Source organism: Elusimicrobiota bacterium (assembly GCA_016180815.1).
GTDB lineage: Bacteria > Elusimicrobiota > Elusimicrobia > JACQPE01 > JACQPE01 > JACPAN01.
Map to the genome: position 1 here is coordinate 79,768 of JACPAN010000009.1, position 25,737 is coordinate 105,504.

Here is a 25,737-nt window from a genome sequence, read left to right on the forward strand (position 1 = left end):
AATTATACCATCGTGGACCTTTCTAAGCATTGGACGCTGGGTAAAATCGCCGAAGCCTGCAACGGCCGTTTAATCGACGCCGATGCCCGGCGTCCGGTCAAGTCCTTAAGCATCGATTCCCGTCGAATCAAAAAAGGCGAGCTGTTTTGGGTGATCGAAGGCGCCAGCAAGGACGGCAATGATTTCGTGGCCGAGGCAGCAAAGCGAGGGGCCATGGCCGCAGTGGTCAGCCGGGATGTTTTTCCCGGTTTGCCGGACCCTTATCCTCTCATCCGCGTGTCCAATGGGTTGAAGGCACTGGGCCGTTTGGCTGAAGAGCATCGCCTGTTGTTCCCGAAAGCCGGCGTGATCGCCATCACCGGCTCCAACGGCAAGACAAGCACCAAAGAGATGGTGGCCCGGGTTTTATCCGAAGCCGGGAGCGTGACGTTGTCGCCGGGCAATTACAACAACGAGGTGGGCTGTCCGCTTTCCGTTCTTGAACTGGGTTCCCATCATGCGTTCGCGGTCTGGGAAATGGCGGCCCGCAAAAAAGGGGACATCGCCTATCTTTCGCTGATCGCCCATCCTAATGTTGTAATTTTGACCAATATCGGCACCGCGCACCTGGAGACATTCGGCAGCGAACAGGTTATTTTTGAGACCAAATTCGAGATTTTGCGCGGCTTAATGCCAAAGGGAACGGTCGTCTACTGGGCGGAGGATCCTTGGCTGACCGAGCTTCCCAAGCGCCGCCCTCAGAATAAATATTTGACCTTCGGGTTGGGCCCGACCGCGGACGTGTTCGGCCAGGTCGAAGAGCAGTCGCCGGATGGAACCTTGGTCGATATTTTTTACGAGGGCAAGAAGCAGGGGTCGGTGCTGTTGAAGGTGTTAGGCGGGGGTCAAGTGAGGAACGCGTTGGCGGCTTTCGCTTGCGGGATCGCCTTAGGGGTTCCGGTCAGAAAAATTTTAAAGGCGTTGGAAGGTTTTGAGCCCGCTCCGATGCGCGGCGAGCGCTTGACTCTGGGCGGCAAGCTTTTCGCCGACCGCTATGTGCTGATCAACGACGCCTACAACGCCAATCCGGCCTCCATGACGGACAGCGCGCTGGCCTTCATGAGGGCTTATCAAGGCTGGACTAAAATTTTGGTTTTAGGCGAAATGAGGGAGTTGGGCCAACGCTCCGGCGAACTCCACGGGCAAGTCGGCGCCGCGATCGCCGAGGCCGCTCAGGCGGAGGGGTTGCTTGACGATCGGACGTATTTTCTCATCATCGGCACGCCGTTAACTTTGCCGTTGGCTGAGGCCTTGAAAAAGTGCCACAAAAAGGACGGGCCTCAGGTGATGTTCGTGCCCCGCGACGAAGCGCTTGATGTTTTGCGCCGGCCGCTGTTTACGCAGAAGCCCCCGTGCGCTTTGTTTTTCAAGGCCTCGCGCGGCGAAGCCCTTGAGAAATTGATAGAAGACCTCAAGAAAGAATTTTAGGACACCCAATGCTTTATCATTTAGCCCAATTGCGCGACGTTTATTTCGGCTTCAACGTTTTCGCTTATATCACGTTTCGCGCGGGCGCGGCTGCGGTGACCGCGTTCGCGCTGTCTTTGCTCTTGGGCCCGATGGTGATCCGCCGTTTGATCAAGGCCGGTTTGGTCAACAAGCCCAAGGTTTGGGGACCCGAGTCGCATCAGGGCAAAACCGGCGTGGCCGTGGGCGGAGGCTTCCTCATCATCGGCGTTATGTTGGCGACGATTTTTTTGTGGGCCCGGCCCGACAACCGCTTTGTGCTGATCGCTTTGGCGCTGTTGGTCATTTTTGGAGCGCTTGGATTCTGGGATGACTGGGTCAAAATTCGAGGGCCGCGCGTGGAAGGCAAAGCCGAGGGCATCAGCTCCCGGATCAAATTCATCCTTCAGGTCGGGTTCGCCGCGTTTTTTGCGTTTTACCTGGCCTTGTACCCGCCCAATCACGAATTCGCGCTTCATGTCAATGTTCCGTTCATTAAAGAGACGTACCTCAACCTCCATGTTTTTTATTTCGTATTGGTCATGCTGTTGTTCGTGGGGTTCGCCAACAGCGTGAATTTAACCGACGGCATGGACGGCTTGGCCATCGGCAATTTGATCATTGCCGCGACCGCCATGCTGGTTTTCGTGTATGTGGCCGGGCATGTCCGTTTTTCCCAGTACTTGAGGATCATTTCCGTGGCCGAAGCCGGGGAATTAACCATCGTGTTGTCGGCTTTAGTCGGCGCCGGTTTGGGTTTTCTTTGGTTCAATTGCTACCCGGCCCAAGTGTTCATGGGGGATACCGGCTCTTTGCCCTTGGGAGCCCTTCTCGTTTACGTTTCGATCGTCGCCAAACAGGAGTTGCTTCTGCCGTTGATCGGCGGCGTTTTTATCGCCGAGGCGGCCTCGGTGATCATGCAAATCACCTATTTCAAATTAAGCAGGGGCAAGCGGATTTTCAGGATGTCCCCTTTCCATCATCATTTCGAGCTCACCGGCGTGGCGGAGCCGAAAGTCGTTGTGCGTTTTTGGGTGGCGGGCATTATTTTGGCGTTATTGGCGCTATCGAGTTTAAAAGTTCGTTAGGGCAGCCACCATGTTTGATTACGCTGTTTTAGGTTTGGGCAAAACCGGCTGCGCGGCGCTCGAGTATTTGGTCCGCCGGGAACCGGCGGCGCGCATTCTGGCCAGCGATGCCAAAGCCGATCCCGCGTTGGAGGAGCAGCTCAAGCGGCAGTTTCCCGGCGTCGCTTTCGAATTCGGGGGGCATACCGAGAGAGTCGCCCAGGCCCGCCAGATCATCAAAAGTCCGGGACTAAAATCCCAGCATCCGATATTAAAGCGCGCGCGCGAGGCGGGCGCCATCGTGATGAGCGAAATCGAATTCGCCTTCCGGCGTTTTCCGGCCCAGCCTCGTTTTATCGTCGGGGTCACGGGCACCAACGGCAAAACCACCACGACCCATTTATCGGGGCGCCTCTTTGAGGCGGGAGGCTTTCAGACGTTGGTCGCCGGCAATATCGGCGCGCCGTTGATCGGTTCGCTGGGCTCGATTCATCCCGACACGGTATTAGTTCTTGAGCTTTCCAGCTACCAATTGGAGGACTCCCGGGAATTGGCGCTTGACGCCGGCCTCGTGATGAATATCACCCCGGATCATTTGGAGCATCATGGCGACTGGGCCGCTTACCTGGCGGCCAAAGAGAAGATTTTTCGTTTTGTGAAACCCGGCGGCTGGGAAATCGTTAATGCCGATGATGCGGCCGTCAGAAATCTTGCGCCCGGCCCCGCGGGCATCCGGCTGTCGTTTAGCTCAAAACAAGCGTTGGAGGAAGGCGCTTGGTTGTCCGGAGGGAAACTTCAGTTCGCCGTCGGGCATTCGAAGGTCAATATTCGCTGCTCGGCGGCCCCTTGCCCCAATTTAATCGGCGTTCACAATTTGGAAAATCAGATGGCGGCGATTTTGTCCGCTTTGATCGGCGGCGTCCGCCCGGCGGCCGTCGAACAAGCGCTGACGATGTATGCGCCGCCGCCTCATCGGTTGGAAAAAGTCACGGAGATCGGCGGCATTTTATTCATCAACGATTCCAAGGCGACCAATATCGATTCAACGGTCGTGGCCTTGCGCGCCATCGGCCCGTTGGCCGCGGCGCGGCGCGGAAAAATTCATCTGTTGCTCGGAGGCCAGGACAAGGGTTCCCCCTACGCCCCCATCGCTGATTTTGCTCCGGCGATTAAAAAAATTTACGCCTACGGTGAGGCCAGGGGAAAGATTGTGGAGGAGTTGAAGGCCCTGCCCGGCGAAGCCTATCCTGATTTGCCCGCCGCCGTTCGCGACGCCGTGACCCAGATCGGAACGGGCGATATTGTTTTATTGTCGCCGGCCTGCGCTTCTTTCGATCAATTCAAGAATTTCGAGCATCGCGGCGAACGGTTTCGGGAGATTGTCGCGCGCCTGCTTGGGCCGCGTTCAGGCCGGTGAAAAGGCGGCGCCTGCCCCCCGGCGACCCGGTCCTCGCCTTTGCGATCGGCATCCTGATCATGCTCGGCTGCGTGATGGTTTTTTCATCCAGCGCGATTTTGGCGAACAATCGCTTCGGCGACCCCTATGTGTATATTCGCCGGCACATGAGTTTTTTATTCGTCGGGCTTGGCCTGCTCTATTTGTCCTCCCGCATGAAGACGGAAATCTGGCGCAAATCCTGGCTGATTCTTTATTTGGCGACCCTGGCGGGCTTGGCCGCGACTTTTATGATGGGCAAGTCGTTGAGCGGAGCGCGGCGCTGGCTTTATTTGGGGCCGATCGGCTTTCAGGTTTCGGAATTGGCCAAATTGGTTTTGGTCGTGGCCTTGGCGCGTTATTTGGACCGATACCATTCGCGCCTGACTCGATGGCGCTGGGCGCTCGTTTACCCGACCTTGATGTTCGGGCTTTTGATCGTCCCCATCGCGCTTCAGCCCGATTTCGGCAATCCCTTCGTGATGATGCTGGGATTTTTTTCCATGCTGTTGATCGCCGGAATTTCTTGGAAGCATTTGGCCGTTTATCCGTTGATGGCCTTGCCCGCAATGGCCGCTCTGATCGTCAAAAGCCCCTATCGGATCAAGCGGTTTTTGAGTTTTTTTTCTCTTTGGAAGGCCGATGACATCGCCGTGCAGCACGGCGCGGCTTATCAGGCGAGCCAGGCGCTTCTGGCTTTAGGCTCCGGCGGTTTGTTCGGTAAGGGCCTAGGCGACTCCGATCTGAAACTTCATTACTTGCCCCAGCCGCATACGGATTTCGTTTTTCCCGTGATCGGAGAAGAATTGGGCTTTGCCGGAAGCATGGCTGTTGTGATTCTTTTCAGCTTGATCGCCATCCGGGGCATCAAGGCCGCGATCAACGCGGAACGCGCCTTCGACCGGTCCCTGGCCGCGGGGTTGACGTTGATGCTCGTTTTTCAGGCCGGCATTCACATGGCCGTGACCACGGCCTTGGCGCCGACGAAAGGCATCACGCTTCCTTTCATTTCCTACGGCGGCTCGTCGTTGTTGATGAGCTGCCTGATGGCGGGCATCCTCCTGAGAATTTCGCGTTCGCGCAACGCTTGATCGTCCGCCGTTCTTACGCGTCATTTGCTTTGTCGACCCCTTCCTTTTATAATCCGGCCGTGGCGACTTCCAAAATTTTTTCCGCTTGCCCCTTCGGCATCGAAGCGCGTTTGGTCACGGTCGAGGTTGATTTGCGCCGCCGCGGCCTGCCGGCTTTCATCATTGTGGGTTTGCCGGATCAGGCCACGCGGGAAGCCCGCGAGCGCGTGGCCAGCGCGATCCGAAATGGCGGCTTGGAATTTCCCTCGGCCAAGATCACCGTGAATTTGGCGCCGGCTCACTTTAAAAAGGAAGGGACCGAACTCGACCTGCCTATTGCCTGCGGCATTTTGGCGCAATCCGAACCGGTCAATGCCGAGCGCTGGGAGAATATTTTTTCCCGTTTTTTATTCGTCGGCGAATTGAGTTTGGACGGCGCCTTGCGGGGCGTTCGCGGCACGTTGGCCATGGCTTCGGCGGCCCGTTCCGGCGGGTTTCAAGGTTTGATTTGTCCTTGGGTTAATCGCGAAGAGGCGGCTTTGGTGGAGGGAATCGAAGTGTTGCCGTGCCGGAATTTGAACGAAGTGTCGGACTGGGCCGCCGGCCGAGGCGAATTAGAACCCTATCGTTTAGCGGATGATTATTGGCAGCGCCGTCTCCAGGAGGAAGCGCCCCAGCAAGGCGCGGCCGTGGATTTTGCCGAGATTCAAGGGAATGCCTTGGCTAAAAAGGCCCTTGAGGTTGCGGCCGCCGGCGGCCATCATGCTTTATTGATCGGGCCGCCGGGCGTGGGCAAAACGCTGCTGGCGCGCGCCACCCAAGCTCTGTTGCCGCCGTTGACGCCCGAAGAATCGTCCGAATTAACGCGTATTTACTCGATCGGCGCTTATACGGGAACATTTGCGGTCGTTGGGAGGCGCCCGTTTCGCAACCCGCATCATACGGCGTCCGATATCGCTTTAATCGGCGGCGGGCCGCAGGCCGTCCCGGGGGAAATTACCTTGGCGCATCGCGGCGTTTTGTTTTTGGACGAAATGGGGGAATTCAGCCGTCCGGTGCTCGAAGCCCTTCGCCAGCCGCTTGAAGACGGGCAGGTGACCGTTTCCCGCGCCGCGGCTAAATTTCGTTACCCGGCGCGCTTTCTGTTGATCGGCGCCGCGAACCCTTGCCCTTGCGGTTATTTTGGTTCCGGCGAAAAAGAGTGCCGCTGTCCGCCGGGGCAAGTGCTGCGCTACCGGCAAAAATTTTCCGGACCTATTATGGATCGCATGGACGTTCAGGTTCAGGTTTCCGCGCAGGAATTCAGAAAAGGCGTCGCGGCCGCCACGGCGCCGCCGCAAGCCGAAGCCACCGCCCTAATCCGCGAGCGGGTTTGGTCGGCCCGGGCCGCTCAACAGCGGCGTTTGAGCGGACGCTTGAATTCCGAGATGACCCTTCAGGAAATAAAAACGTATTGCAAAATGGCGAAATCTGAGGAAGACTTCTTACGGAGGGTCATGGAGCACCATCGTTTGTCACCCCGGGCTTACCACAAGATATTAAAGGTGGCCCGGACCCTGGCGGATCTGGCCGGACGCGAAATGATCTCGGCCTCGGATCTGAGCCTGGCCGTTGAGATGAGATGCCTTGAGCGCGCTCTGGCCGCGGCGGTATAGTTTTCGGGAGAGTTGGAGGAGGGACATATGAAGCGATTAACGATTGAGCGATGCGTTGCCGCGGGAATGACGGCGGCGGTGGCGGCCGTTTGCCTCGGCGCCCCCAAGTCGGCGCGGGCCGCCCAAGAGCCCCCGGAGCGTTATGTCGTCATCAAGGGCGATACGCTTTGGGATATCGCGGAGCTTTTCTATGACAGCGGTTTTGCCTGGCAAAAAATCCATGAGCTCAACACCGATCTCATTAAAAATCCGGACCTGATCTATCCTCAACAGTCGATTCTGTTGCCGGGAGGATTGGCGAAAAAACCGCCGAAAACCGAGGTTCAAGTGGCCACTAAAGAAGCGCCGGCCGAACCCGCGCAAGAAACAATGCCGGAAGTTGAGGTCGCTGTCGCCAAGCCGCCGGAACCCACGGCGACGCCGGTTGCCGCTGTTGCCGCACCGAGTGTCCAGCAAGCCGCCGAATTTAAGGATTACGACGGCAAAATCATCGCCAGCCGCAACGTCAATCAGGTCATGTTCGCGCAGGGCGACGACGTCTTCGTCAATTTGGGCGCCAAGCACGGTTTGGTTACCGGCGATGAGCTTCAAATCGTGCGCAAACAAAAGCGGGCTTATGACCCCAAGGCTAAAAAAAAGTATTGGATCGTGCAGGTGATGGGTAAACTGCGCGTGAGCAAAGAACTTTATGATGATCGCTCCGAATGCCGCATTTTGTTCGCGCACGAGCCTGTTTCCATCGGCGACGGAGTGGTCCGCTTGGCGGGCGGCTTGGTTGATGGAACTCAGTGAGGCATTGCTGAATGCTCAAATGGGCGTTGATTTTCCTTGTCGTGATTTATGGGGGAGACAAGGCCTATGAATGGTTTTGTTCGCCGCGTTACGTTGAATTTATCGAGAGTCATAAAGCCGATTCTTGGGTCCCATCGCTTTGCTTAAAGAGCGGGATTTATTGGACGTTTTTTGCGGATTGGAACAAGGCTTTGATTTTTTTTGAGCGTTGTTCCAAAGAAGACATGAAAAAAGCTCCCGAACGCTCGATGTGCCTGTACTACAGGGCTTGGTCCCATGACGAGGCGCGCCATCGCAACGAAGCCATCGATGCCTACGGGCTTTTTTTGGAGGAGTTCCCGAAGCATCGCAAGACCGCTGTGGCCAGGCGCCGCCTGGATGTTTTAAAGGCAGGGTGGTCCGCACTTTAAGATGATGGAATTGCTCAAGAGCGTGAACGAGCGCAGGGCTCAATTTTGGCTTCATCAGAGCGGGCTTTCCGCCGGGGCCGCGCGGCGAATCATTGAATTGTCCGGTAGCGCCGAAGCGGTTTTATCCAAGAGTCCGCTTTCTTTTTCCGGTTTGGGTTTAGCCGGGGCTGATTCGGCCGCCTTGGTCGATTTTTTTTCCGGCGAGCGCAAACGCCGCGAGTGGGACAAAGTTTATGAGGCGGCCATCCGCGGCGGTTGGCGTTTTTTATGCGGCGACGAATTAACGGCGGCTTTTCCCGGGATCGATGAGCGCGACCGGCCGCTCGGGTGCTGGGTTCGCGGAACCATCAATTTTCCGTTCGACCGTCCGGCCGCGGCTTTGGTGGGTGCGCGTCAAGCCACGCCTTACGGCTTGGCCGTCGCTGAGAAGCTGGCGGATTTTCTGGCGCGCCGGGGCGTTATTGTCGTCAGCGGCTTGGCCTACGGCATTGACGCCGCCGCTCATCGCGCTGCGATCGCCGGCGGCGGCGTGACCGCGGCTTTTTTGGGCACGGGCCCGGATATTTTTTATCCGCAGAGCAACCGTGCGCTTCAGAACCGGGATATCCCCCAAAGCGGCTTGGTCTGCTCGGAATACCCTTGGGGAACCGGGCCCCAGCGTGGGCACTTTCCGCGCCGCAACAGGCTGATTGCCGGGTGCTCTTCGGTTGTGGTGGTGATCGAAGGCGACGAGGATTCCGGAGCCTTGATTACCGCGCGCTGGGCCGCGGTGATGGGCAAGGATGTGTTCGCCGTCCCTGGAAGCATTTTTTCGCGCATGAGCCGCGGTCCCAACCGGCTGATTAAGGAAGGAGCCGTCCCATTGACTGATTTCGAGAATTTGATTAACGAAGCGTCCGGGCTTGAGGCTGCCGTGGTCTTGAGATCGCCGGCGCAATCGTCCTCGGAGGCTCCCCGTGCCGCCAGGCTAACGGCGGCGGCATCCGCGCTGCTCGGCCAATTGCGCCCGGATGGGACCGGTTTGGATGTTTTATTGGCGGGGACCGGCCTGGCCATCGAAGAAGCCATGCCTGCTTTGCTTGAGTTGGAGATGAAGGGCTTGGTGCGTTCGGGCCCCGGCGGGTATGTGCCCGTCGATGACGGGAGGGCCCGTGGCTAAGACTTTGCTCATCGTCGAGTCGCCCACGAAGGAAAAGAAAATCGGTTCGTTTTTGGGCAAGGATTTTGTCGTTAAAAGCTGCATGGGACATGTCCGCGACTTGCCCCAAAAAGAACTAGGCGTCGATGAAAAGGATTTCACGCCGCGCTATGAAATCATTGAGAAAAAGGCGAAGTCGCTGGCCGCGTTAAAATCGTTGGCCAAGGACGTGAGCCGGGTGATTCTGGCGACCGACTATGACCGCGAAGGAGAAGCGATCGCCTGGCATTTGGTGGAAATTTTAAAGCCACCGAAAACAAAAGTCGCCCGCGTGGTTTTTCATGAAATCACCAAAGAAGCGATCCATGAGGCGTTGAAATCCCCGCGCAGCCTGGACATGGATTTAATTTCGGCCCAACAGGCCCGGCGCGTGCTGGATCGGCTTGTGGGCTACAAGCTCTCCCCCTTGCTATGGAAGAAGGTGCGCCGGGGTCTTTCCGCCGGGCGCGTGCAATCCGTGGCCGTGCGCTTGATCACGGAGCGGGAGCTGGAAATCAAGGCGTTCGGAGCCGAGGATTATTGGACCATCCACGCGCTTTTTGAAAAAGGCGGACAAGCATTTTCGGCCGAGCTGATCGAATATGAAAACCGCGATATTTGGGTTGTTGAAACGCATCAATTGTTCGCCCAGACCTACCGGATTCAAAAAACGTCGTTCAAATCGGCCCAGCAGGCTAAATCCGCCGTCGAATCGTTGGCTGGGCGGCCCTTTGAAGTGGAGAAGGCCGAGGGCGCGGAGCGCCGGCGCTCCGCGGCGCCTCCTTTTATTACCTCCACCATGACCCAGGCCGCTTCCCAGGCCCTGAGTTTTTCCGCTCAGCGGACCATGCAGGTGGCCCAAGGGCTTTACGAGAACGGCTTTATCACCTATATGCGCACGGATTCCGTTCATGTGGCCGAGGCGGCGCAGGTCCAGGCCCGCGCTTATGTCAAGAAGCTTTACGGCGCTCAATTTTTGCCTGCGGCGGCGCCCATTTACAAAACCAAGGTCAAGGGCGCCCAGGAAGCCCATGAGGCCATCCGTCCGACATCCGTCGAACGCACGCCCGAGACGTTGACCGATAAGCTTGATCAGGGTCAAGCCGCGCTTTATGATTTGATTTGGCGGCGGTTTTTGGCCAGCCAAATGACCGACGCCCTTTATCATGTCATGACCGTCGATATTCGCGCCGCCGGATCCGGGCCCTCCGCCCTGTTTCGCGCCACCGGCCGCCGCTTGGTGTTCGAAGGGTTCCTCAAACTTTACCGCGACGCCATGGAGTCCGAAGAAGAGGGGGCGTTGCTGCCGGAGGTCAAAGCAAAAGAAACGCTTTCTTTGGCCAAGGACCCCAAGGCCATCGACGCCAAGGCGCATCAGACATCGCCGCCGCCGCGCTACAACGAAGCGAGCTTGATCCGGGCTTTGGAAGAACACGGCATCGGACGTCCATCGACGTACGCGCCGATTATTGGGACCATCCTTGAGCGCCGTTACGTTTATTTGCAGGAGCGGCGGTTCTATCCGACGGAGACAGGGGCGTTGGTCAGCGAGCTGCTGAAGAAACATTTTCCGGAAGTCGTGGATTTGTCGTTTACCGCCCAGATGGAGGGGGACCTTGACCATGTGGCCGAGGGCAAGCGCGTTTGGCGCGATGTGGTCAAGGCGTTCTACACGCCCTTCGCCAAAGACCTGTCCAAAGCCGAGGCTAAAATGGAGCGGGTTAAAATCGAGCCCAAGGATTCGGGCAAAAAATGCGCTTTGTGCGGCAGCCGCATGCTGATCAAGGAGAGCCGTTTCGGCCAATATCTGGCCTGCGAAAATAACCCCAAGACATGCACCGGCAAATTGGCGTTGGACGCCCAGGGCGTGCCCATCGTCCCCGAGGCAACCGAGGAAAAATGCCCCAAATGCGCCAAGCCCATGCTTAAGAAACGCGGTTTTCGCGGACGGTTTTACCTGGCGTGCCAGGATTACCCCAAGTGCAAGACCTCCTTTTCCCTCGACAAGCAGGGCAATAAAATCATCAGGCCTCCGGCTGAACCCACCGATTTTAAATGCGATCGCTGCCAAAATCAGCTCTTGAAGCGCTGGGGCCCCCGCGGGCCGTTTTTAGCCTGTTCGAAATTTCCCAAGTGCCGGTTCACCAAATCGCTCCCCAAGGAAGAGGGCGGCCAGGGTGAAAAAGTTGAAAAGACAAAGTAATACGCGGCCTTCGTTGTGACCGCGCTTGAGCGCTCCATCCACGATTACCTTCAATTTTTAAGAACCCGCCGCCGGTTGGCGGCGAATACTCAGGAAGCCTACCGAAGCGATTTGACGGATTTCGCCCGCTATGCCGCGGGCCGCGGCGTCAATGCCCCGCGCCAAATCACCCGGATTCTGTTGCGCGGCTACTTGGCTTGGGTCAAAGAAGAGGAGCGCGTGAAAGCCGCGGCTACGCTGGCGCGCCGCGTCTCCTCGTTGAGGGGATGGCTGCGCTTTTCGGCGTCCGTCGAGGGCGCGGAGGCTTCGGTCCCTTCGGGCCTGCTGGCCTTCGGCAGGAATATCAAGAGAACCCATTTTCTGCCCAAAGCCTTGTCGCGCGAAGAGGCGGAAAAACTCATCGAGTTCGCCCGCCGGTCGATCGCCAAAGCCAAAGGACGCCGTTCGCGGCTGGCCGCTATTAGGGATTGGGCCGCCCTTGAAATCCTTTATTCATCGGGCTTAAGGATCAGCGAACTGGCCGCGCTCTCTTCATTCAGCGTCAACACAGAGGCCGGAACCTTGCGCATTCTAGGCAAGGGCGGCAAAGAACGCTTGGTGCCGATCGGCGAAAACGCGTTGGAGGCGTTGGACGCTTACCGCCGTGAAAAAGAAAAAATACCGTCTCCCTCGAAAAATTTGTCAACGAGCCCTTATCTTTTCTCTAATGCTCAAGGAACGCCGTTGACGCGTGTTCTTTTTGAGGAGCGCATCCGCCGCTTGGGTTACGCTGCGCTCGGCCGGCGCGTCACGCCGCATCAATTGCGGCATTCTTTCGCGACGCATTTATTGGTGGCGGGTTTGGATTTAAGAAGTTTGCAGGAGATGTTGGGGCACAAATCGTTGGAAGCCACCCAGGTGTACACGGCCTTGACGACCGCCAACTTGGAGCAGGTGTATAAAAAAACGCATCCGCGCGCGTAGAGCTGAATAACGATGAGAGACAAAATCGAATTATTGATTGAGGAGACCGGAGCTCCGCATCAGGAGGCGGAGCTGGCGCTGGGTTTGGCTGGTTTCGATATGGAACAAGCCTTAAAAATCCTTCACGGACGCATGAAAGACGTGTTCGTGGTTAAAGCCAAATTTCTTTGCCAGCACCCTCAAATGTACGGATTGATGCTCTTGATGGCCCATGTTCCCAACGTGAGCTCCGGCCCGACGTTCAGGCTGCGCTTTGTGTTCAGCGGAAACCCGCACCTTTATGAAACCGATTTAGGCCTCGACTGGTATGATTTTGAAAAGGCCATTTACCGGGCGCGGCTTTCCGAATGGTGCTACGTCGCCGTCAGTCAGGCCGTGGAAAAGGAATGGGAGGATAAAATCACGGCCGAAGCCATGAGGTTGAATACTCTTAAGGAATCGCTGCTGGCCGGTCGCCAGGACGCTCTGGTCATTTGGCTGGAAGGGTTGGTCGCGGCTTCCCATTGCTGGCGCATCCCGCCTAAATTCGTTCACGAGACCGCGATTCTTTCCTTAAGCGAGTACCGGCAGGGCCCGATGCCGGCCGTTGATTCGACGCGCATCCTTTGGTCGCGCATTGAGGCCGCGGAACGATTGAGGGAGGGCGAAATTTTTTTGAATCTGCGCATCGCTTTGCTGTCGGCCCTTCCGCCGCGCCCACCGATGGTTTTAGGCAGCGCGCGGCCCGTGATCGTGTCCGCGGGCGAGCTTCGCGCCGGCGATGTGGTCCAGGTGTATGTGCTGGAAACCCGGGAAAGCGGGTTGTACCTGGCCGAGATTTTCGGCGGTTATTCTGAGCACGGGCTTGCGCCCATCGAAGCCCCCATCGAGTCCGTTTGGCAGGAAGGCGATTTAATCGGCATCCGCGTGCGCTTCGGCTACGCCGTGGTCGGGGAGGGCACTTTTCCGTCCGACTTGCGCGTTTTAGCCATACGCCGCAAAGTCGCCAAACCCTCTTTGTTTAAAAGAATTTTAAACTGGTAGATATCCGGCCGCCTTTCCTGTGAGAAGTTAAGCGAAGAAATTTTCTTGACTCATACTTAGTACGTTTGTACGATAAGCCGATGTTGACTCAAAAACAGCAAACCGTTCTAAAATTCATTAGCCGCTGTATTGAGGGAAGAGGCTATTCGCCCACTCTGAGAGAAATTGCCGCTGAACTTAAACTTTCCGTCGCTACTGTCCAGTGGCACCTAAAAAAACTTAAGGAGAAAGGTTATCTGGATCACCAGCCAGGGGCGGCGCGATCCCTAATTCCATCCCAAAAGGCTAAAGGCATTCCTATTGCCGGCCGCATTGCCGCTGGTGGGCCCACGCTGGCTTTCGAGGATATTCAGGGCTATTTGCCGGCTTCGGAATACTCCGGCAACGTCAACAACCTTTTTGCCTTACGGGTTAAGGGGGATTCCATGACAGGAGCAGGTATTTTGGACGGCGATATCGTTGTTTTACGAAAACAAGCAACGGCGCAAGATGGCGAGATCGTCGCCGCTCTGCTGGAAGACGAAGCCACGCTAAAGCGCCTCAAAAAATCAAAAAATGGCTATTTCTTAAAACCAGAAAATCCAAAATATCAGCCTATCGCTAATAAAGATTTTCAAATTTTGGGTAGAGTCATAAAAGTTATTAGGGCATACTGAGCATGAGCAAGCCTTGTCCTTTATGCAACAAAGAAGTGGACGCGCATTCTCTGCCCAATGGGGGCAGTGGCTATATTTTTGATTGCCCTACTTGCGGTCGTTACCAAATTACACGAATCGCGATGGATTGTGCGCCCAACTGGCCCCAAGAAACAATGGCTAAACTTCGATTAGCAACACGAAGGGCATCGGACAACAAAAATCCGCTAACAATTGATAGCAGGAATTATGAAGACATTGCGGGGTCGGTACCCCAATTGGGCGTTCAAGAGAAAATTGAACTTCTCCTCGCGGAATATGCCAAGCGGTCGAATCATCCTGGGTTTGTATTCAAAATTGAAAATGGTGAATCCATTTATCCTCTGTGTGGGGCAATGAATATTAAGGAGTGGGCCTATTATCACCAAGCCCTAACTGATCGGCGTTTCATTGTTGCAAGCCTCAAAGGAGAGCATTGGCTAACACCAGAAGGGTGGGAGAAGTATGAAAAAATTAAAGCTGGCAATATAGCAAGCCGCACCTGTTTCGTGGCGATGTCCTTTGATCCATCATTGGATAAAAATTACAAAGATGGAATTCATCCGGCGATCAAAGAATTAAAATTTGAGCCGCTAAGGATTGACCGTAAAGAACATAACAATAGGATCGACGATGAAATTATAGCTGGAATCCGTCAATGCCGTTTTATGGTGGCAGACTTTACGGGCCAAAGGGGCGGCGTCTATTTTGAAGCTGGATTTGCAGAGGGTTTAGGCAGGCAGGTTATTAGGTGTTGCCAAAGCGATGAAAAGGACAATTTGCATTTTGACGTAAACCATTACAGTTTTATTTTTTGGGATTCTTCCCAAGATTTGAAGGAAAAGTTAAAGAATAGAATAGCGGCAACCGTGGTTAATTAGGAGGAAGGAATTTGTGCCGGTAATACAATTCAAAGGAAAAACGGCGGTGGAAACGTACCACCATACGGTGGCGCATCATACGTTGGATTTTAGCGTCAAGCTTTCGGTGTTGGACAAGGGCGAAAAGCCGAATTTGGAGGGCAATCTCATCATCGAGGGCGACAACCTGCTGGCCTTGAAGGCACTCTTGCCCACTCACGCCGGAAAAATAAAATGCATTTATATTGATCCACCGTATAACACGGGCGATGAGGGTTGGGTTTACAATGACAATCTAACCCAGCCGCAGTTTAAGGAGTGGATCGGGCAAACCGTGGGCAAGGAGGGCGAGGACGCCACGCGTCATGATAAATGGTGCTGCATGATGTATCCGCGCCTTCAGCTTCTCAAAGAGCTGTTGAGCGATGCGGGTGCCATTGTCATTCATATTGACGAGAATGAAATAGCTAATTTAGAAAAACTTTTAGATGAGATTTTTGGAGAAGAAAATTTTTTAGGCACAATTATTTGGGATAAACGTAACCCTAAAGGTGATGCTCAAGGCGTTGCCTCCCAGCATGAGTCTATTCTGGTGGTCGCAAAAAATAAAGAGGCATTTTTTGCTTCGCCTGCGTTATCGCGCAGTAAAAGGAATGCCAAAGCTATCTTAAACAAAGCGAAAGAATTATTTGGGCAAATAGGAAAAAAAGGGCTTCCTTGCGATCTCCAGGAACTAAATAGAAAATATAAATTTCCGTCAGAATTAGTTCAAAAGTATTCAAAAACAAAAACATTGGAGGACATAAATGAAGAATTTACCGCTTGGCTAAAAAAACAAGAGTTTTCTGGTGGAGAAATGGCTTATGACCAAATTGATGGTGATGGAGATGTGTATCAGTCCGTGTCTATGGCTTGGCCGAACAAAAAAGAAGCGCCCGCAGAATATTTTAGGCCCCTGATACATCCCCGAACTAAGAAACCATGCCCCGTTCCCAGGCGAGGCTGGCGCAGTCCTCCGGTCACTATGAATAAGTTATTGGAAAATGGAGAAATTCTTTTTGGTTCGGACGAATCAACGCAGCCAAGACGTAAATATTTACTCAAAAATAACACGACGGAAAACGTCCCATCTTTATTGTACTTCGGAGGCAGTGACGATGATTTGCTGGAAGCAATGGGAATTTCTTTTGATAATCCAAAACCAATAGAAGTAGCGAAGGAATTAATCAGGAGCATTGCCTCCCCCAAACAGGACATTGTTTTGGATTCGTGCGCCGGTTCCGGCACCGCTGCTCAAGCAGTTTTGGAATTAAATAAAGAAGACGGTGGGAATCGAAAATTTATTTTGGTGCAGCAGGCGTACGATACCAAGGAAAATGAGAAGGAAAAATTTAACATCTGTGAGAAAATCACAGCCGAGCGGGTTCGGCGTGTAATTCACGGCTACAGCTACACGACTGCGGTTGGAAAAAAAGAAAAGGTTGAGGGACTGGGCGGCTCCTTCACTTATGCCCACGTAGGCAAACCGCTTTTTGGGGAATACCACAATTTCGGTAAAGAACTACCCTCCTACGAGGATCTCGCCAAATACGTTTTTTATACCGAAACCAGCCAGGAGTTTGATCGCAAAGCTTTAGACGAAAAGACCGGCAAAATTGGCGAGCGCGGGGGCGTGAGCTATTACCTGCTTTATTCGCCCAACGGGAGCAAGGGACGGGCGTTGGATATGGATTGGCTGGGCAGCCTGAAGGATAAAAATAAAAATTTGGTGGTTTACTGCGAAAAGCTCTGGGCGCACAGAAGCGATTTGGCCGAATATGAGCGCAAAGCTGGCCGCAATGTCCGGGTCATGACGGTGCCGATGCAATTAAAATGACGGTGGTTATTGCGAGTGTGGTGGATATGGTTAAAGCCAAAAAAATAAGAACGGCTGTTTGGGATGATTTAATCCGCGCTAATGCCAGCCGCATGATGTGGGACAATGTCAAAAATGGGGATATTAAGTTTTTGAGAGTCTATTCCGTAGTCGGGGCTATTCTGCCTTTAGCTTTTTTTTGCGACGCTGCTTTGGCCCTCTCCCGTGTTTATGATCTTGATAATCGTGATGGCACTGCATCATTAAAAAAGTTAGTGGAGTGTGTGCCTCGTGCTCAATTGGTAAATTTTGGTACCCATCTAAAAACCATACGCGCACATAACAAAGTCTTGGGTATTCTCCGAAATAAATATTTAGCGCACCGAGACGTATCTAGTTGGAAGACACGCGTCAGTTCTGACAATATGTTGCGCCTAATAAAAGATGCTGAAGATATATATGCGGATGCGGCTCGTCAGCTGTGGCCCACGGAGCATTGGGTCAGCGTTACAGAAGCTATAGGCCTTGATCATATTGGATATTTTGCGGAGTATCTTAAAAAATGGGATTACACTCCTATAAAAGAGCGGCGGTGGAATGGAGCTTAAAAAGTACCAAGAGCGAGTTATCCGGGAAATAAAGACTTTTCTGGAGACGCTGGCTCAAGAGCAGGCCAAGGGTAATAAACACGCCGCCTATGACGCCTGCAAAGAGTTAAAGTTTTCCTGGCTTTATCATCAACGTGAAAACGGCCTTGGCAAGGATTTGCCTACTTTCTGCATTAAAGTGCCTACTGGCGGAGGTAAAACTCTTTTAGCCACCCAAATTTTGGGGTTGGCTTATCAAACCATTCTCAAAAGTCGCAATGGCTGCGGCTTGGTCCTCTGGGTAACGCCCAGCGATCAGATTTATAAAGATACGCTCAAGGCGCTCAAAGACCGTTCGCATTTTTACCGGCAATCTTTGGAAATTTGGCTCTCCCGCCGAATCGAGATTTGGGAGAAAACGGATGTTCATCGCTTAACGCCTTCCCAACTACAAAGCAACCTTAACATCTTCCTTTTGCAATTGGCCAGCACAAACAGGGAAAGCCGGGAGCAGCTTAAATTTTTTAGAGATTCAGGCGGGAATATCGTCCAACACTTTCCGCCGGAGGACGAAGCGGAGGCGCATGAGAAACTTAAAGAAAAAATTACCAACCTGGACATGCTCTCGGATGAATTGGTTAAAACTTCACTCGGCAATTTGGTGCGCCTCTGCGAACCTCCTGTGATTTTAGATGAGGGGCATAAGGCCACAAGCGATTTGGCCAGAAAAACCATCGAGGGTTTTAATGCCTCTATTGTCGTTGAGCTTTCGGCCACCCCGCCTAAAGAAACCAATGTTTTGGTTCGAGTTTCGGGCAAAGAGCTTTTAGACGAAGAGATGATCAAGCTTCCCATGAATATTTCAAACTCCAATCAGAATTCTTGGGAAGCTTGCTTGGGACAAGCGCGTGATAAGCGGGAGGAATTGGCCAGGATTGCCCAAAAATATTTTCAGGAAACAGGCCAATACATTCGCCCTATGGTTTTAGTCCAGGTGGAGCGCACGGGAAAAGAGCAGGAAGGTAAGGGATTTTTGCATTCCGAGCAAATCAAAGATCATCTTATCCAGAAGCTGGGAATTCCAGAGGCCGCCATAAAAATTAAAACTTCAGAGAAGGATGACATTGAAGGTATTGAATTGTTGGATGAGGAATGTCCCGTGGAATGGATTATCACTAAGGCCGCGCTCAAAGAGGGGTGGGACTGCCCATTCGCTTACATTCTGGTTTCGCTCAACAATACGGGAAGCCAGTTAAGCATGACTCAGATTGTCGGGCGGGTCCTGCGACAACCCTACGCAAAAAGGACACCGCATCCAGAACTTAATGAAAGTTATGTTTTTTGTTTAAGGCGCAGAGCCGCGGACATTGCCTTGCAGGTTAAAAAAGCTTTGGAAGACGAGGGCTATGAAGGTGACTTAGCCAGCGTCGTGGATAGAAGCGAGGAGGGTGGCAAACCGCAGATTCGGGAAACGCGTATCCGAGAAGAATATCGTCCTCTCTATAAAAAATTCGAGGGCAAGGTTTATTTGCCTCGATTCTGTGTTAAAGAAGGCGATCAATATAAGCCCTTGGATTATTTCAGGCACCTAATCAGTCAGGTAGACGTTTCAAAGTTCAACTATGCCGGCGTAGACTGGGATATTGCGGATGATTTAGCCGCTGCCAGAGAATCCTTCTACCGGATGACCTTGGGTCAAGACGAGTTGGAAAGATTGGAAGAAAAGGAGTCCTTGATTTTAGAAACGGATGAAAAAGTTTTGGCATGGATGACGGCCAATTTGCCTTTTGAATATTTTGGGCAGAGGGAAATTGGGGAGATTGCGGAAAGAATCTATGAACGGCTGTGCGCGGTTAACAAAGATTTGAAAGGGCGGTTGGGGTTAGTGAAATTCGCTATTAAAGAAAGGGCGGTTGGATTTATCCAGAGAGAAACCGATTTGCAAACGCAGAAGGCGTTTGAGGAGCTGTTTGATAAGAAGCGCCTTCAGTTTTATCTGGAGTGCAAGGAATGCCGGTTTGAAATTCTTGGATAAGCAGCCGCAGGTTCTCTGGTGGTATCGGAATCTAGTAGGAACGGATAAATTCTCGATTCAGGGCTACAGGCAAAACAGAATATACCCGGATTTCATTATTCAGCAGGGCAAAAGCAGAAAGCCCGTCGCCTCGGTACTGGTTTTGGAAAGCAAAGGCCGGCACCTAGCGGACAATGCGGATACCAAATATAAAAAGAATATCGCCGCCTACTTCAACAAAGTGGGCCATAAAGTGCCCTGGCAGAAATTGGCCAAGGATTTTCAAGACAATCAATTTCGGTTTCAGGTGTTGGACGAGGGGGAATACGGGGACCGTGATTGGCGTCGTGAATTGAAGAATCTGCTCGAAGGAGGGAGCGTCGTGGGAAATTAAAAACCGTCCCCCTCGCTCCGAGGAATGAGGGGATGCGCATAGATTTTTTTTGGCGGAGCGGTTTTAGCGTTCGTTGTTCCTGAAAAATTTTAGAAGGGGGTTTTGGGGAACGGGTTTTGAGGCGGCTTCTTTCTGATTGAGCACTTCATAAAGCAACAGCAGGGCATGTCCGGAGAAAAAATTTTCAGGGATAGGCGTAGCTTTGATGAGCCGGACATGAGCGTTCCAAAATTCATCGAAAGCCGCCCGGGCGTAACCCGGCCAATCAAAAATTCCATAACCGGCCAGGCGTTTGGCCTCGGCCATATTAACGAGTATATGCGTGACGCCTTCCTGGCTTACGCGCCGGTATAAGACTTCTCCATCGCCGGAAGAATCGCTCCAGCGAACAGGCAGGGGAATGTCAAACGCCCCGGCCACGCGATAAGGAACAAAACAGGTTGATGTTTTTTCATCGCCTAAAATCAGCAGACGGCCGTCCTGAGGCATAACGGTTTTGGCGAAAGCGTACATGGCCGTGGCCGGAAAGGGCAAAAGACCGGGGCGGCTATAGGATTGATAGTCCTGCCTGGATTCATGGCCCGATAGAACGCGCCAGGGTTGATAGTTTTTACGGATTACGCCGGCGCCGATGATGATATTGATGGTGATCATGGCCATGAGCCCGGCGCTGAGAATCGTTTGGAACGCCCGGTTTTTTGTGCGCCAAAGAGCGGACCAGGCGCACCCGGCCGTCAACAACAGAGGAGCGAGAAACGGCAGAGAGTATCTTGTGAGGCGGTTAAATAGCAGCATCACGACAAGTCCGGTGAGCGCCGTTGACGCGGTCCATCTCATTGATTTAGATAAGCGGCCGGTGAAAATGACAAAGAGGGCGCCGGGAATCAAGGCCAGAGGCATGGGGCCGAGGAAAGAAAGACCGGCGCTGTTGTTGAACGTCAGATGCCAGGGCAAAACCAAAATTTCAAGTAAATTGCGGGGAGTCCATCCTTTATTTTCCGCCCAAAAACGGGCAACGCGCTGAGCCTCGTAACCTTCCCCGCCCAGCCATGATCCGAGAAAGGGGTAAACAGGATTCCCTGCGTGAACCCAGTTTTTTAGGAGCCAGGGGAGGCTGACGAGCAAAACGATCGAGCCCAAAACCATGGCATCGCTAATGGCCTGCTTCCATCGCCGGTTTTGAGCAACGACATGGATTGAATGCATTATTATTAAGACGGCAGCAGTGAGAACGCCTGTGTATTTTGTCGCGCAGGCGGCTCCGGCGAAGAAGCCGGCCAGAATCAGCCGATGTCTGTTACCTTGCTGGAAATGACTAACCCAACACCAACAGGCAATCAGCGTCAAAGCCGATAGGGCGATATCCGCCCCAGCCGTCCACCAGTTGAACATGGACATGGGCATGAGCAAGAACGCCGCGGCTCCCATGAGGCCGCCTTGAGGCTCGCCCTCTTCTTTGCCCCAAGCCATGGCGCATAAAGCCAGGAGAACACCGAATACCCAATGAAACAGTTTGGCCGCTGTTTCACCGGAGAGTCCTAAGCCCCAGGTGTAGAGCAGGGACATCAATGGAGGAAATTTGGCGTGCATCAGCGTCATGTCGTTGATGCCGCCTTCATGCAAGTACCAACGCGGCACGCCCAAATGATAGAGCCATGAGTCATAGGAAGTTTCCGGAACAAAGGCCATGATGAATGCGATCAGCATAGCCAGCCCCACGGTGCCTGAGAGCCAAAGCGGAGCGGCTGAAACGATTGTTCTTATTTCCGAAGCGGCATCGCCAAAAAGCGGCTCTAAGCGGACGGGCCAATCGATAACGAATAGAAGAAGTAAAAAAATCAACAGCGACCAGAAGAACATGGGGCGATAGAGGCCGAATACGCCCAGGAGAAAAATCGCATTGGCGGTGAGCGTCAGACCGACGGCCGATCCCAGGCACAGCCGGCTTAAACCCGCGCCGACCTTGAGGCGCATGATGACGCGACAACCAAGGGTCAGCGATCCTAAAAACGCCCCTATCCATATCGCCAGGGAGCGGGCATGATGCAGGAGCGCCTCAAGAGTCGGCGTCAAGGGTTCCGGCATTAGGCCGATGATTACGGAAAAATCAATGGACGGCTCAAGGATCAAATAAACGAGCGTCACGAATATCGCCCACAGCAGCGCGATCCAGGCCGCAATTTTCATATTTTCGCTGTATACAAAATCCGGCGTCAAGGGATTGCGAAAAGCTAGAATCCCATCGTGCCGGCATTAGTTGCGGTTGGTCTTCAGTGGGGCGATGAGGGCAAGGGCCGCATTGTTCACACTTTTGCCCGGCAAGCCCATGCTGTGGCGCGCTATCAAGGCGGCAATAACGCGGGCCATACCTTGGTGCTTGGCGAAGGCGATATTTTGGCCCTCCACCTGATTCCATCGGGCATCGTTTATCCCAAGGTCGAGTGTTTTATCGGCAACGGCGTTGTCGTCGATCCCAAAGCTCTTCGGGAGGAAGTGACCGTGTTGGAGAAACGCGGCATTAAGGTGCGCGGCCGGCTTTGGATCAGCCCGCTTTGCCACGCGATTCTTCCCTATCATCTTGTTTTTGAAAAATATTTGGGCGAAGGCTCGCGCTTGGGAACAACGCAGCGGGGCATCGGCCCGGCGTACGCGGATAAAATCGCGCGCGTAGGCTTGCGTCTGGGCGATTATTTGGACGCGGAACGCATGCGCGAAATCGTGCGCCAAAATATCCGCGTCAAACTGGCGCCTTTTGCCCGGCCTGCTGAAATCCGCAGCCTTGAGAATCAGATTTTCAGCGAACACCAGGAAATCGTCGCGTTTTTAAAGCCTTTGGTGAGGGATGTTTCTTTGGGGCTGTATCATTTGCTTCAAAAAGGGAAAAAAATAATTCTGGAATCCGCGCAAGGCACGTTTTTGGACGTTGATTTCGGCACTTATCCCTATGTCACGAGCTCCAACCCCATCGCGAGTTTCGCTCCTTGCGGGGTGGGCTTGGGGCCTAAGTCCGTGGACGCTGTGCTGGGCGTGGCCAAGTTGTTCACCACGCGCGTGGGCGAAGGGCCGTTTCCCACGGAAATCAAAACAGAGCTGGCCGGGCAAATAAGGGAAACCGGACAGGAATATGGGGCCACCACCGGCCGCCCGCGCAGAATCGGGTATTTGGATTTGCCGATGCTCAAAAAAGCTTGCCGCATCAACGGCGTGGACCGTTTGGCGCTCACCAAGCTCGACACCTTGACGGGTTTTACTCCGCTTAAAATTTGCGTCGGGTATCGCTGGCAGGGCAAGGTGTTTAAGGAAATGCCCGACGGCAACGGGATTCTTGAAAAAGCCCATCCCGTTTACCGAGAAATGCCCGGCTTTCATGATGATTTGGCGTCCGTGTCGCGCTATAACCAGCTATCCCGGCCGGCCAAGCGTTTCCTCGATGCCGTGATCGAATTTATCGGGGTGGACGCGGCCATGATTTCTTTGGGCCGCAGCCCTAAAAACCAGATTATTCTTGACCGCAAGTTTTTGAAATCTTGGGTGACATGACAACAACGGCCGGTCTTTTGGTTTTGGAAGACGCCGGCGTTTTTCAAGGGACTCTCTTCGGAGCCCCGGGCGCAGGTGTTGCCGCCGGAGAGGTCGTGTTCAACACGGCCATGTGCGGGTACGAAGAGGTGCTGACTGATCCGTCTTATCGCGGGCAAATCGTGGTTATGACCTCCCCGCATCAGGGCAATTACGGCATTACCTTGGAGGATGCGGAATCCTCGCGCCCGCATTTAGCCGGCTTTGTGGTTGGGGAATTGTCCGAATTCCCGTCCAATTGGCGCGCAAAAATTTCACTGAACGATTATTTAAAGCAAAATAAAATCGCGGGTTTGTCCGGCGTGGACACCAGGGCGTTGACGTTGACAATCAGGTCTTCGGGAGCGCTTAGGGGCGCGATTATCCGCGCGCCCAAGACGGGATTATCCAGGGCCATCGAACGTGCGGTGGCCGCCATTAAAGCGCATCCGGCCATGGAGGGTTTGGGGTTGGCTCAGGAGGTTTCCGTCGGCCAAGCCTCGCTGTGGAACGACAATGCGTTAAAACCGTTTGATGGCCATGCTTCAGGCCGTCCCCGCGCCGCAGTTTGGGACTTTGGGGTTAAATGGAGTATTTTGCGTTCTCTTGAAGCGCGCGGATTCGACGCGCTCGTTTTTCCATATCAAAGCACGGCCCGGGAAATTTTGGACGCCAAGCCGCAGGGCATCGTCTTATCCAACGGCCCGGGCGATCCGGCCGCGCTCGGCCATGCGATCGGGGAAATCCGCCGAATCATCGATGAGCCTCGCCATCCGCCGGTGCTGGGCATTTGCTTGGGGCATCAATTGCTGGGCTTGGCCTGCGGGGGAAGAACCTACAAAATGAAATTCGGGCATCACGGCGTCAATCATCCGGTCCGGGATGCTTCCACCGGCCGCGTTTGGATCAGTTCCCATAATCATGGGTTTACCGTGGACAGCCAAAGCTTGCCTAACGACGTCAAGGTCACACATCTAAGCCTTAACGATCGCACCGTCGAGGGCTTGGCCTGCGAGGATCGGGGGTTTATTTCCGTGCAATTTCATCCGGAATCCGCTCCCGGCCCCTGGGAAGCGCGCGGCGTGTTCGGGCAATTCAAGCAAATGGCGGAGGCCGCAAGTGGGCGCTGAAGCCCTGCTTTTATCCACGTCGGCCTGGGTGGCTTTTCTTCATGCCTTGGCCCCGGATCATTGGCTACCCTTTGTGGCCTTGGCCAGAGCTAACCGCTGGTCGAGGAACAAGCTCGTGGGCGTGACGTTTTTAGCGGGCTTAGGTCATGTGAGCACCTCGCTAGTCATCGGTTTGCTCGGGTTGATGCTGGGCCAAGAGCTGACCCGCATTCAAGGTTTGGAAGCCAGCCGAGGCAATATTTCCGTTTTGCTGTTGATCGGCTTCGGCGCGGCGTACATGGCTTGGGGCATTCATCACGCGCGTCATGGCCATGAGCATCAACATTTAGGCGTGGATAATATCGGTGGAGCGGCTAAAACGGTTTTCATCACGCGCTTTTGGATTCTTTTCGCGGTCATGGTGTTTGGTCCATGCGAACCGATGATCCCTCTTATTTTTCTCGCATGGTCCAAAGGCCCGGCGCTGCTGGCCGGCGTCATCGGTATTTTCTCTCTGATCACGATCGCCATGGTCATCACTCAGTCCCTGGCCGCGTTCGAGGGGTTGCGTTTTGCCTGGACCCGCTACGAAGAGCGCTTGGCCCGCCATTCCCATACCATTGCCGGCGCCACGATTTTAGCCGTGGGTTTAATCGTTATTTTATTCGGAATATGAGACTTTAATTATGCCGCCGCGCAGAGACATTAAAAAAATTTTAATCGTGGGCTCGGGCCCCATCGTCGTGGGTCAGGCCTGCGAATTCGACTATTCGGGCACCCAGGCCATCAAGGCGTTGAAGAAACTCGGCTATGAAGTGGTGTTGGTTAATTCCAATCCGGCCACGATCATGACCGATCCGGAATTGGCCGACCGGACCTATATCGAGCCGTTGACCGTCGCTTTTGTGGAGAAAGTGATCGAGCGCGAACGGCCTCAGGTGATGCTGGCTACCCTGGGCGGTCAAACCGCTTTGAACCTGGCTTGCGCGCTTGAGTCCGAGGGCGTTTTATCCAAATACGGCGTGGAGTTGATCGGCGCATCCGCCCAAGCCATTAAAAAAGCCGAAGACCGGCAGCTCTTTAAAGACGCCATGGCTCAGGTGGGCCTTAAAACCGCGAAAAGCGTTTACATCGATGATGTGACCAAGGGCGCGGAAGCCGCGACGTCAAGCATCGGGTTTCCTTTGGTGCTGAGGCCGTCCTTTACGTTGGGCGGCTTGGGCTCCTCTATTGTTTTCTCCAAGGATGATTTGGCGATGGAAATCGAGCGCGCCTTGGAGCTTTCGCCGGTGCGCCGCGTTTTGATGGAGGAATACCTGGGCCATTGGAAGGAATTCGAGCTGGAGCTGATGCGCGATCACGCGGGCAATCAATCCGTGGTCGCCGCCATCGAAAATTTTGATCCC

General features: G+C 54.0%; 22 protein-coding genes. 21 read left to right on the plus strand and 1 reads right to left on the minus strand.

Features of this window, described 5'->3' with window-relative positions; translation table 11 throughout:
* The first annotated feature begins 12 nt into the window (after window positions 1-12).
* From HYT79_04885 to HYT79_04965, 17 genes are all read left to right on the plus strand, one after another.
* Window positions 13-1,467, plus strand: a complete 1,455-nt coding sequence (locus HYT79_04885; GenBank protein MBI2069917.1) for a UDP-N-acetylmuramoyl-tripeptide--D-alanyl-D-alanine ligase — start codon at window positions 13-15, stop codon at window positions 1,465-1,467.
* An 8-nt stretch (window positions 1,468-1,475) separates the two neighbouring features.
* A complete protein-coding gene (locus tag HYT79_04890; GenBank protein MBI2069918.1) occupies window positions 1,476-2,573 on the plus strand; it encodes a phospho-N-acetylmuramoyl-pentapeptide-transferase in 1,098 nt (365 codons plus the stop codon).
* 10 nt (window positions 2,574-2,583) lie between these two features.
* Window positions 2,584-3,969 carry a UDP-N-acetylmuramoyl-L-alanine--D-glutamate ligase gene (gene murD, locus HYT79_04895; GenBank protein ID MBI2069919.1) on the plus strand — a complete coding sequence of 462 codons (1,386 nt, stop codon included), beginning with the start codon at window positions 2,584-2,586 and terminating at the stop codon, window positions 3,967-3,969.
* Complete coding sequence (gene ftsW, locus HYT79_04900) at window positions 3,966-5,078, plus strand: putative lipid II flippase FtsW (protein MBI2069920.1); 1,113 nt, start codon at window positions 3,966-3,968, stop codon at window positions 5,076-5,078. The genes murD and ftsW overlap by 4 nt, the downstream gene beginning before the upstream one ends.
* A gap of 59 nt (window positions 5,079-5,137) precedes the next feature.
* Window positions 5,138-6,712 (plus strand): YifB family Mg chelatase-like AAA ATPase, encoded by a 1,575-nt coding sequence (locus HYT79_04905; GenBank protein ID MBI2069921.1) that lies wholly within the window; start codon window positions 5,138-5,140, stop codon window positions 6,710-6,712.
* 27 nt (window positions 6,713-6,739) lie between these two features.
* Window positions 6,740-7,504 carry a LysM peptidoglycan-binding domain-containing protein gene (locus HYT79_04910; GenBank protein ID MBI2069922.1) on the plus strand — a complete coding sequence of 255 codons (765 nt, stop codon included), beginning with the start codon at window positions 6,740-6,742 and terminating at the stop codon, window positions 7,502-7,504.
* An 11-nt stretch (window positions 7,505-7,515) separates the two neighbouring features.
* On the plus strand, window positions 7,516-7,914 hold the full coding sequence (locus HYT79_04915; protein MBI2069923.1) for a hypothetical protein: 399 nt from the start codon (window positions 7,516-7,518) through the stop codon (window positions 7,912-7,914).
* Between the two features lies 1 nt (window position 7,915).
* Window positions 7,916-9,073 carry a DNA-protecting protein DprA gene (dprA, locus tag HYT79_04920; GenBank protein MBI2069924.1) on the plus strand — a complete coding sequence of 386 codons (1,158 nt, stop codon included), beginning with the start codon at window positions 7,916-7,918 and terminating at the stop codon, window positions 9,071-9,073.
* Window positions 9,066-11,294 carry a type I DNA topoisomerase gene (gene topA, locus HYT79_04925; protein MBI2069925.1) on the plus strand — a complete coding sequence of 743 codons (2,229 nt, stop codon included), beginning with the start codon at window positions 9,066-9,068 and terminating at the stop codon, window positions 11,292-11,294. Before dprA ends, topA begins: the two co-directional genes overlap by 8 nt.
* A 15-nt stretch (window positions 11,295-11,309) precedes the next feature.
* Entirely contained in the window at window positions 11,310-12,257 is a 948-nt protein-coding gene (locus HYT79_04930) for a tyrosine-type recombinase/integrase (GenBank protein ID MBI2069926.1), read from the plus strand.
* Between the two features lie 12 nt (window positions 12,258-12,269).
* The gene (locus HYT79_04935) at window positions 12,270-13,280 is read left to right on the plus strand and encodes a hypothetical protein (GenBank protein MBI2069927.1); all 1,011 of its coding nucleotides are present in this window, start codon (window positions 12,270-12,272) and stop codon (window positions 13,278-13,280) included.
* A gap of 80 nt (window positions 13,281-13,360) precedes the next feature.
* A complete protein-coding gene (gene lexA, locus HYT79_04940; protein ID MBI2069928.1) occupies window positions 13,361-13,936 on the plus strand; it encodes a transcriptional repressor LexA in 576 nt (191 codons plus the stop codon).
* Window positions 13,937-13,938: 2 nt separating this feature from the next.
* Entirely contained in the window at window positions 13,939-14,835 is an 897-nt protein-coding gene (locus HYT79_04945; protein ID MBI2069929.1) for a hypothetical protein, read from the plus strand.
* Window positions 14,836-14,848: 13 nt separating this feature from the next.
* Window positions 14,849-16,690 carry a site-specific DNA-methyltransferase gene (locus HYT79_04950; GenBank protein ID MBI2069930.1) on the plus strand — a complete coding sequence of 614 codons (1,842 nt, stop codon included), beginning with the start codon at window positions 14,849-14,851 and terminating at the stop codon, window positions 16,688-16,690.
* Window positions 16,687-17,277 (plus strand): hypothetical protein, encoded by a 591-nt coding sequence (locus tag HYT79_04955; GenBank protein ID MBI2069931.1) that lies wholly within the window; start codon window positions 16,687-16,689, stop codon window positions 17,275-17,277. The genes HYT79_04950 and HYT79_04955 overlap by 4 nt, the downstream gene beginning before the upstream one ends.
* On the plus strand, window positions 17,267-19,291 hold the full coding sequence (locus tag HYT79_04960) for a DEAD/DEAH box helicase family protein (protein MBI2069932.1): 2,025 nt from the start codon (window positions 17,267-17,269) through the stop codon (window positions 19,289-19,291). Before HYT79_04955 ends, HYT79_04960 begins: the two co-directional genes overlap by 11 nt.
* Window positions 19,275-19,664: a hypothetical protein gene (locus tag HYT79_04965; GenBank protein MBI2069933.1), complete on the plus strand. Its 390-nt coding sequence runs from the start codon at window positions 19,275-19,277 to the stop codon at window positions 19,662-19,664. The genes HYT79_04960 and HYT79_04965 overlap by 17 nt, the downstream gene beginning before the upstream one ends.
* A gap of 63 nt (window positions 19,665-19,727) precedes the next feature.
* On the opposite strand, the gene HYT79_04970 is transcribed toward HYT79_04965, so the two are convergent.
* Window positions 19,728-21,851, minus strand: coding sequence for a glycosyltransferase family 39 protein (locus HYT79_04970; protein MBI2069934.1), 2,124 nt, complete (start codon window positions 21,849-21,851; stop codon window positions 19,728-19,730).
* Window positions 21,852-21,908: 57 nt separating this feature from the next.
* Between HYT79_04970 and HYT79_04975 the strand changes: the two genes are divergently transcribed.
* From HYT79_04975 to HYT79_04990, 4 genes are all read left to right on the plus strand, one after another.
* Window positions 21,909-23,204: an adenylosuccinate synthase gene (locus HYT79_04975; GenBank protein MBI2069935.1), complete on the plus strand. Its 1,296-nt coding sequence runs from the start codon at window positions 21,909-21,911 to the stop codon at window positions 23,202-23,204.
* Complete coding sequence (gene carA / locus HYT79_04980) at window positions 23,201-24,352, plus strand: glutamine-hydrolyzing carbamoyl-phosphate synthase small subunit (protein ID MBI2069936.1); 1,152 nt, start codon at window positions 23,201-23,203, stop codon at window positions 24,350-24,352. The genes HYT79_04975 and carA overlap by 4 nt, the downstream gene beginning before the upstream one ends.
* Window positions 24,342-25,007: a hypothetical protein gene (locus tag HYT79_04985; protein ID MBI2069937.1), complete on the plus strand. Its 666-nt coding sequence runs from the start codon at window positions 24,342-24,344 to the stop codon at window positions 25,005-25,007. Before carA ends, HYT79_04985 begins: the two co-directional genes overlap by 11 nt.
* Window positions 25,008-25,017: 10 nt before the next feature.
* Window positions 25,018-25,737: ATP-grasp domain-containing protein (locus HYT79_04990; protein MBI2069938.1), on the plus strand; the 720-nt coding region annotated here is incomplete at its 3' end.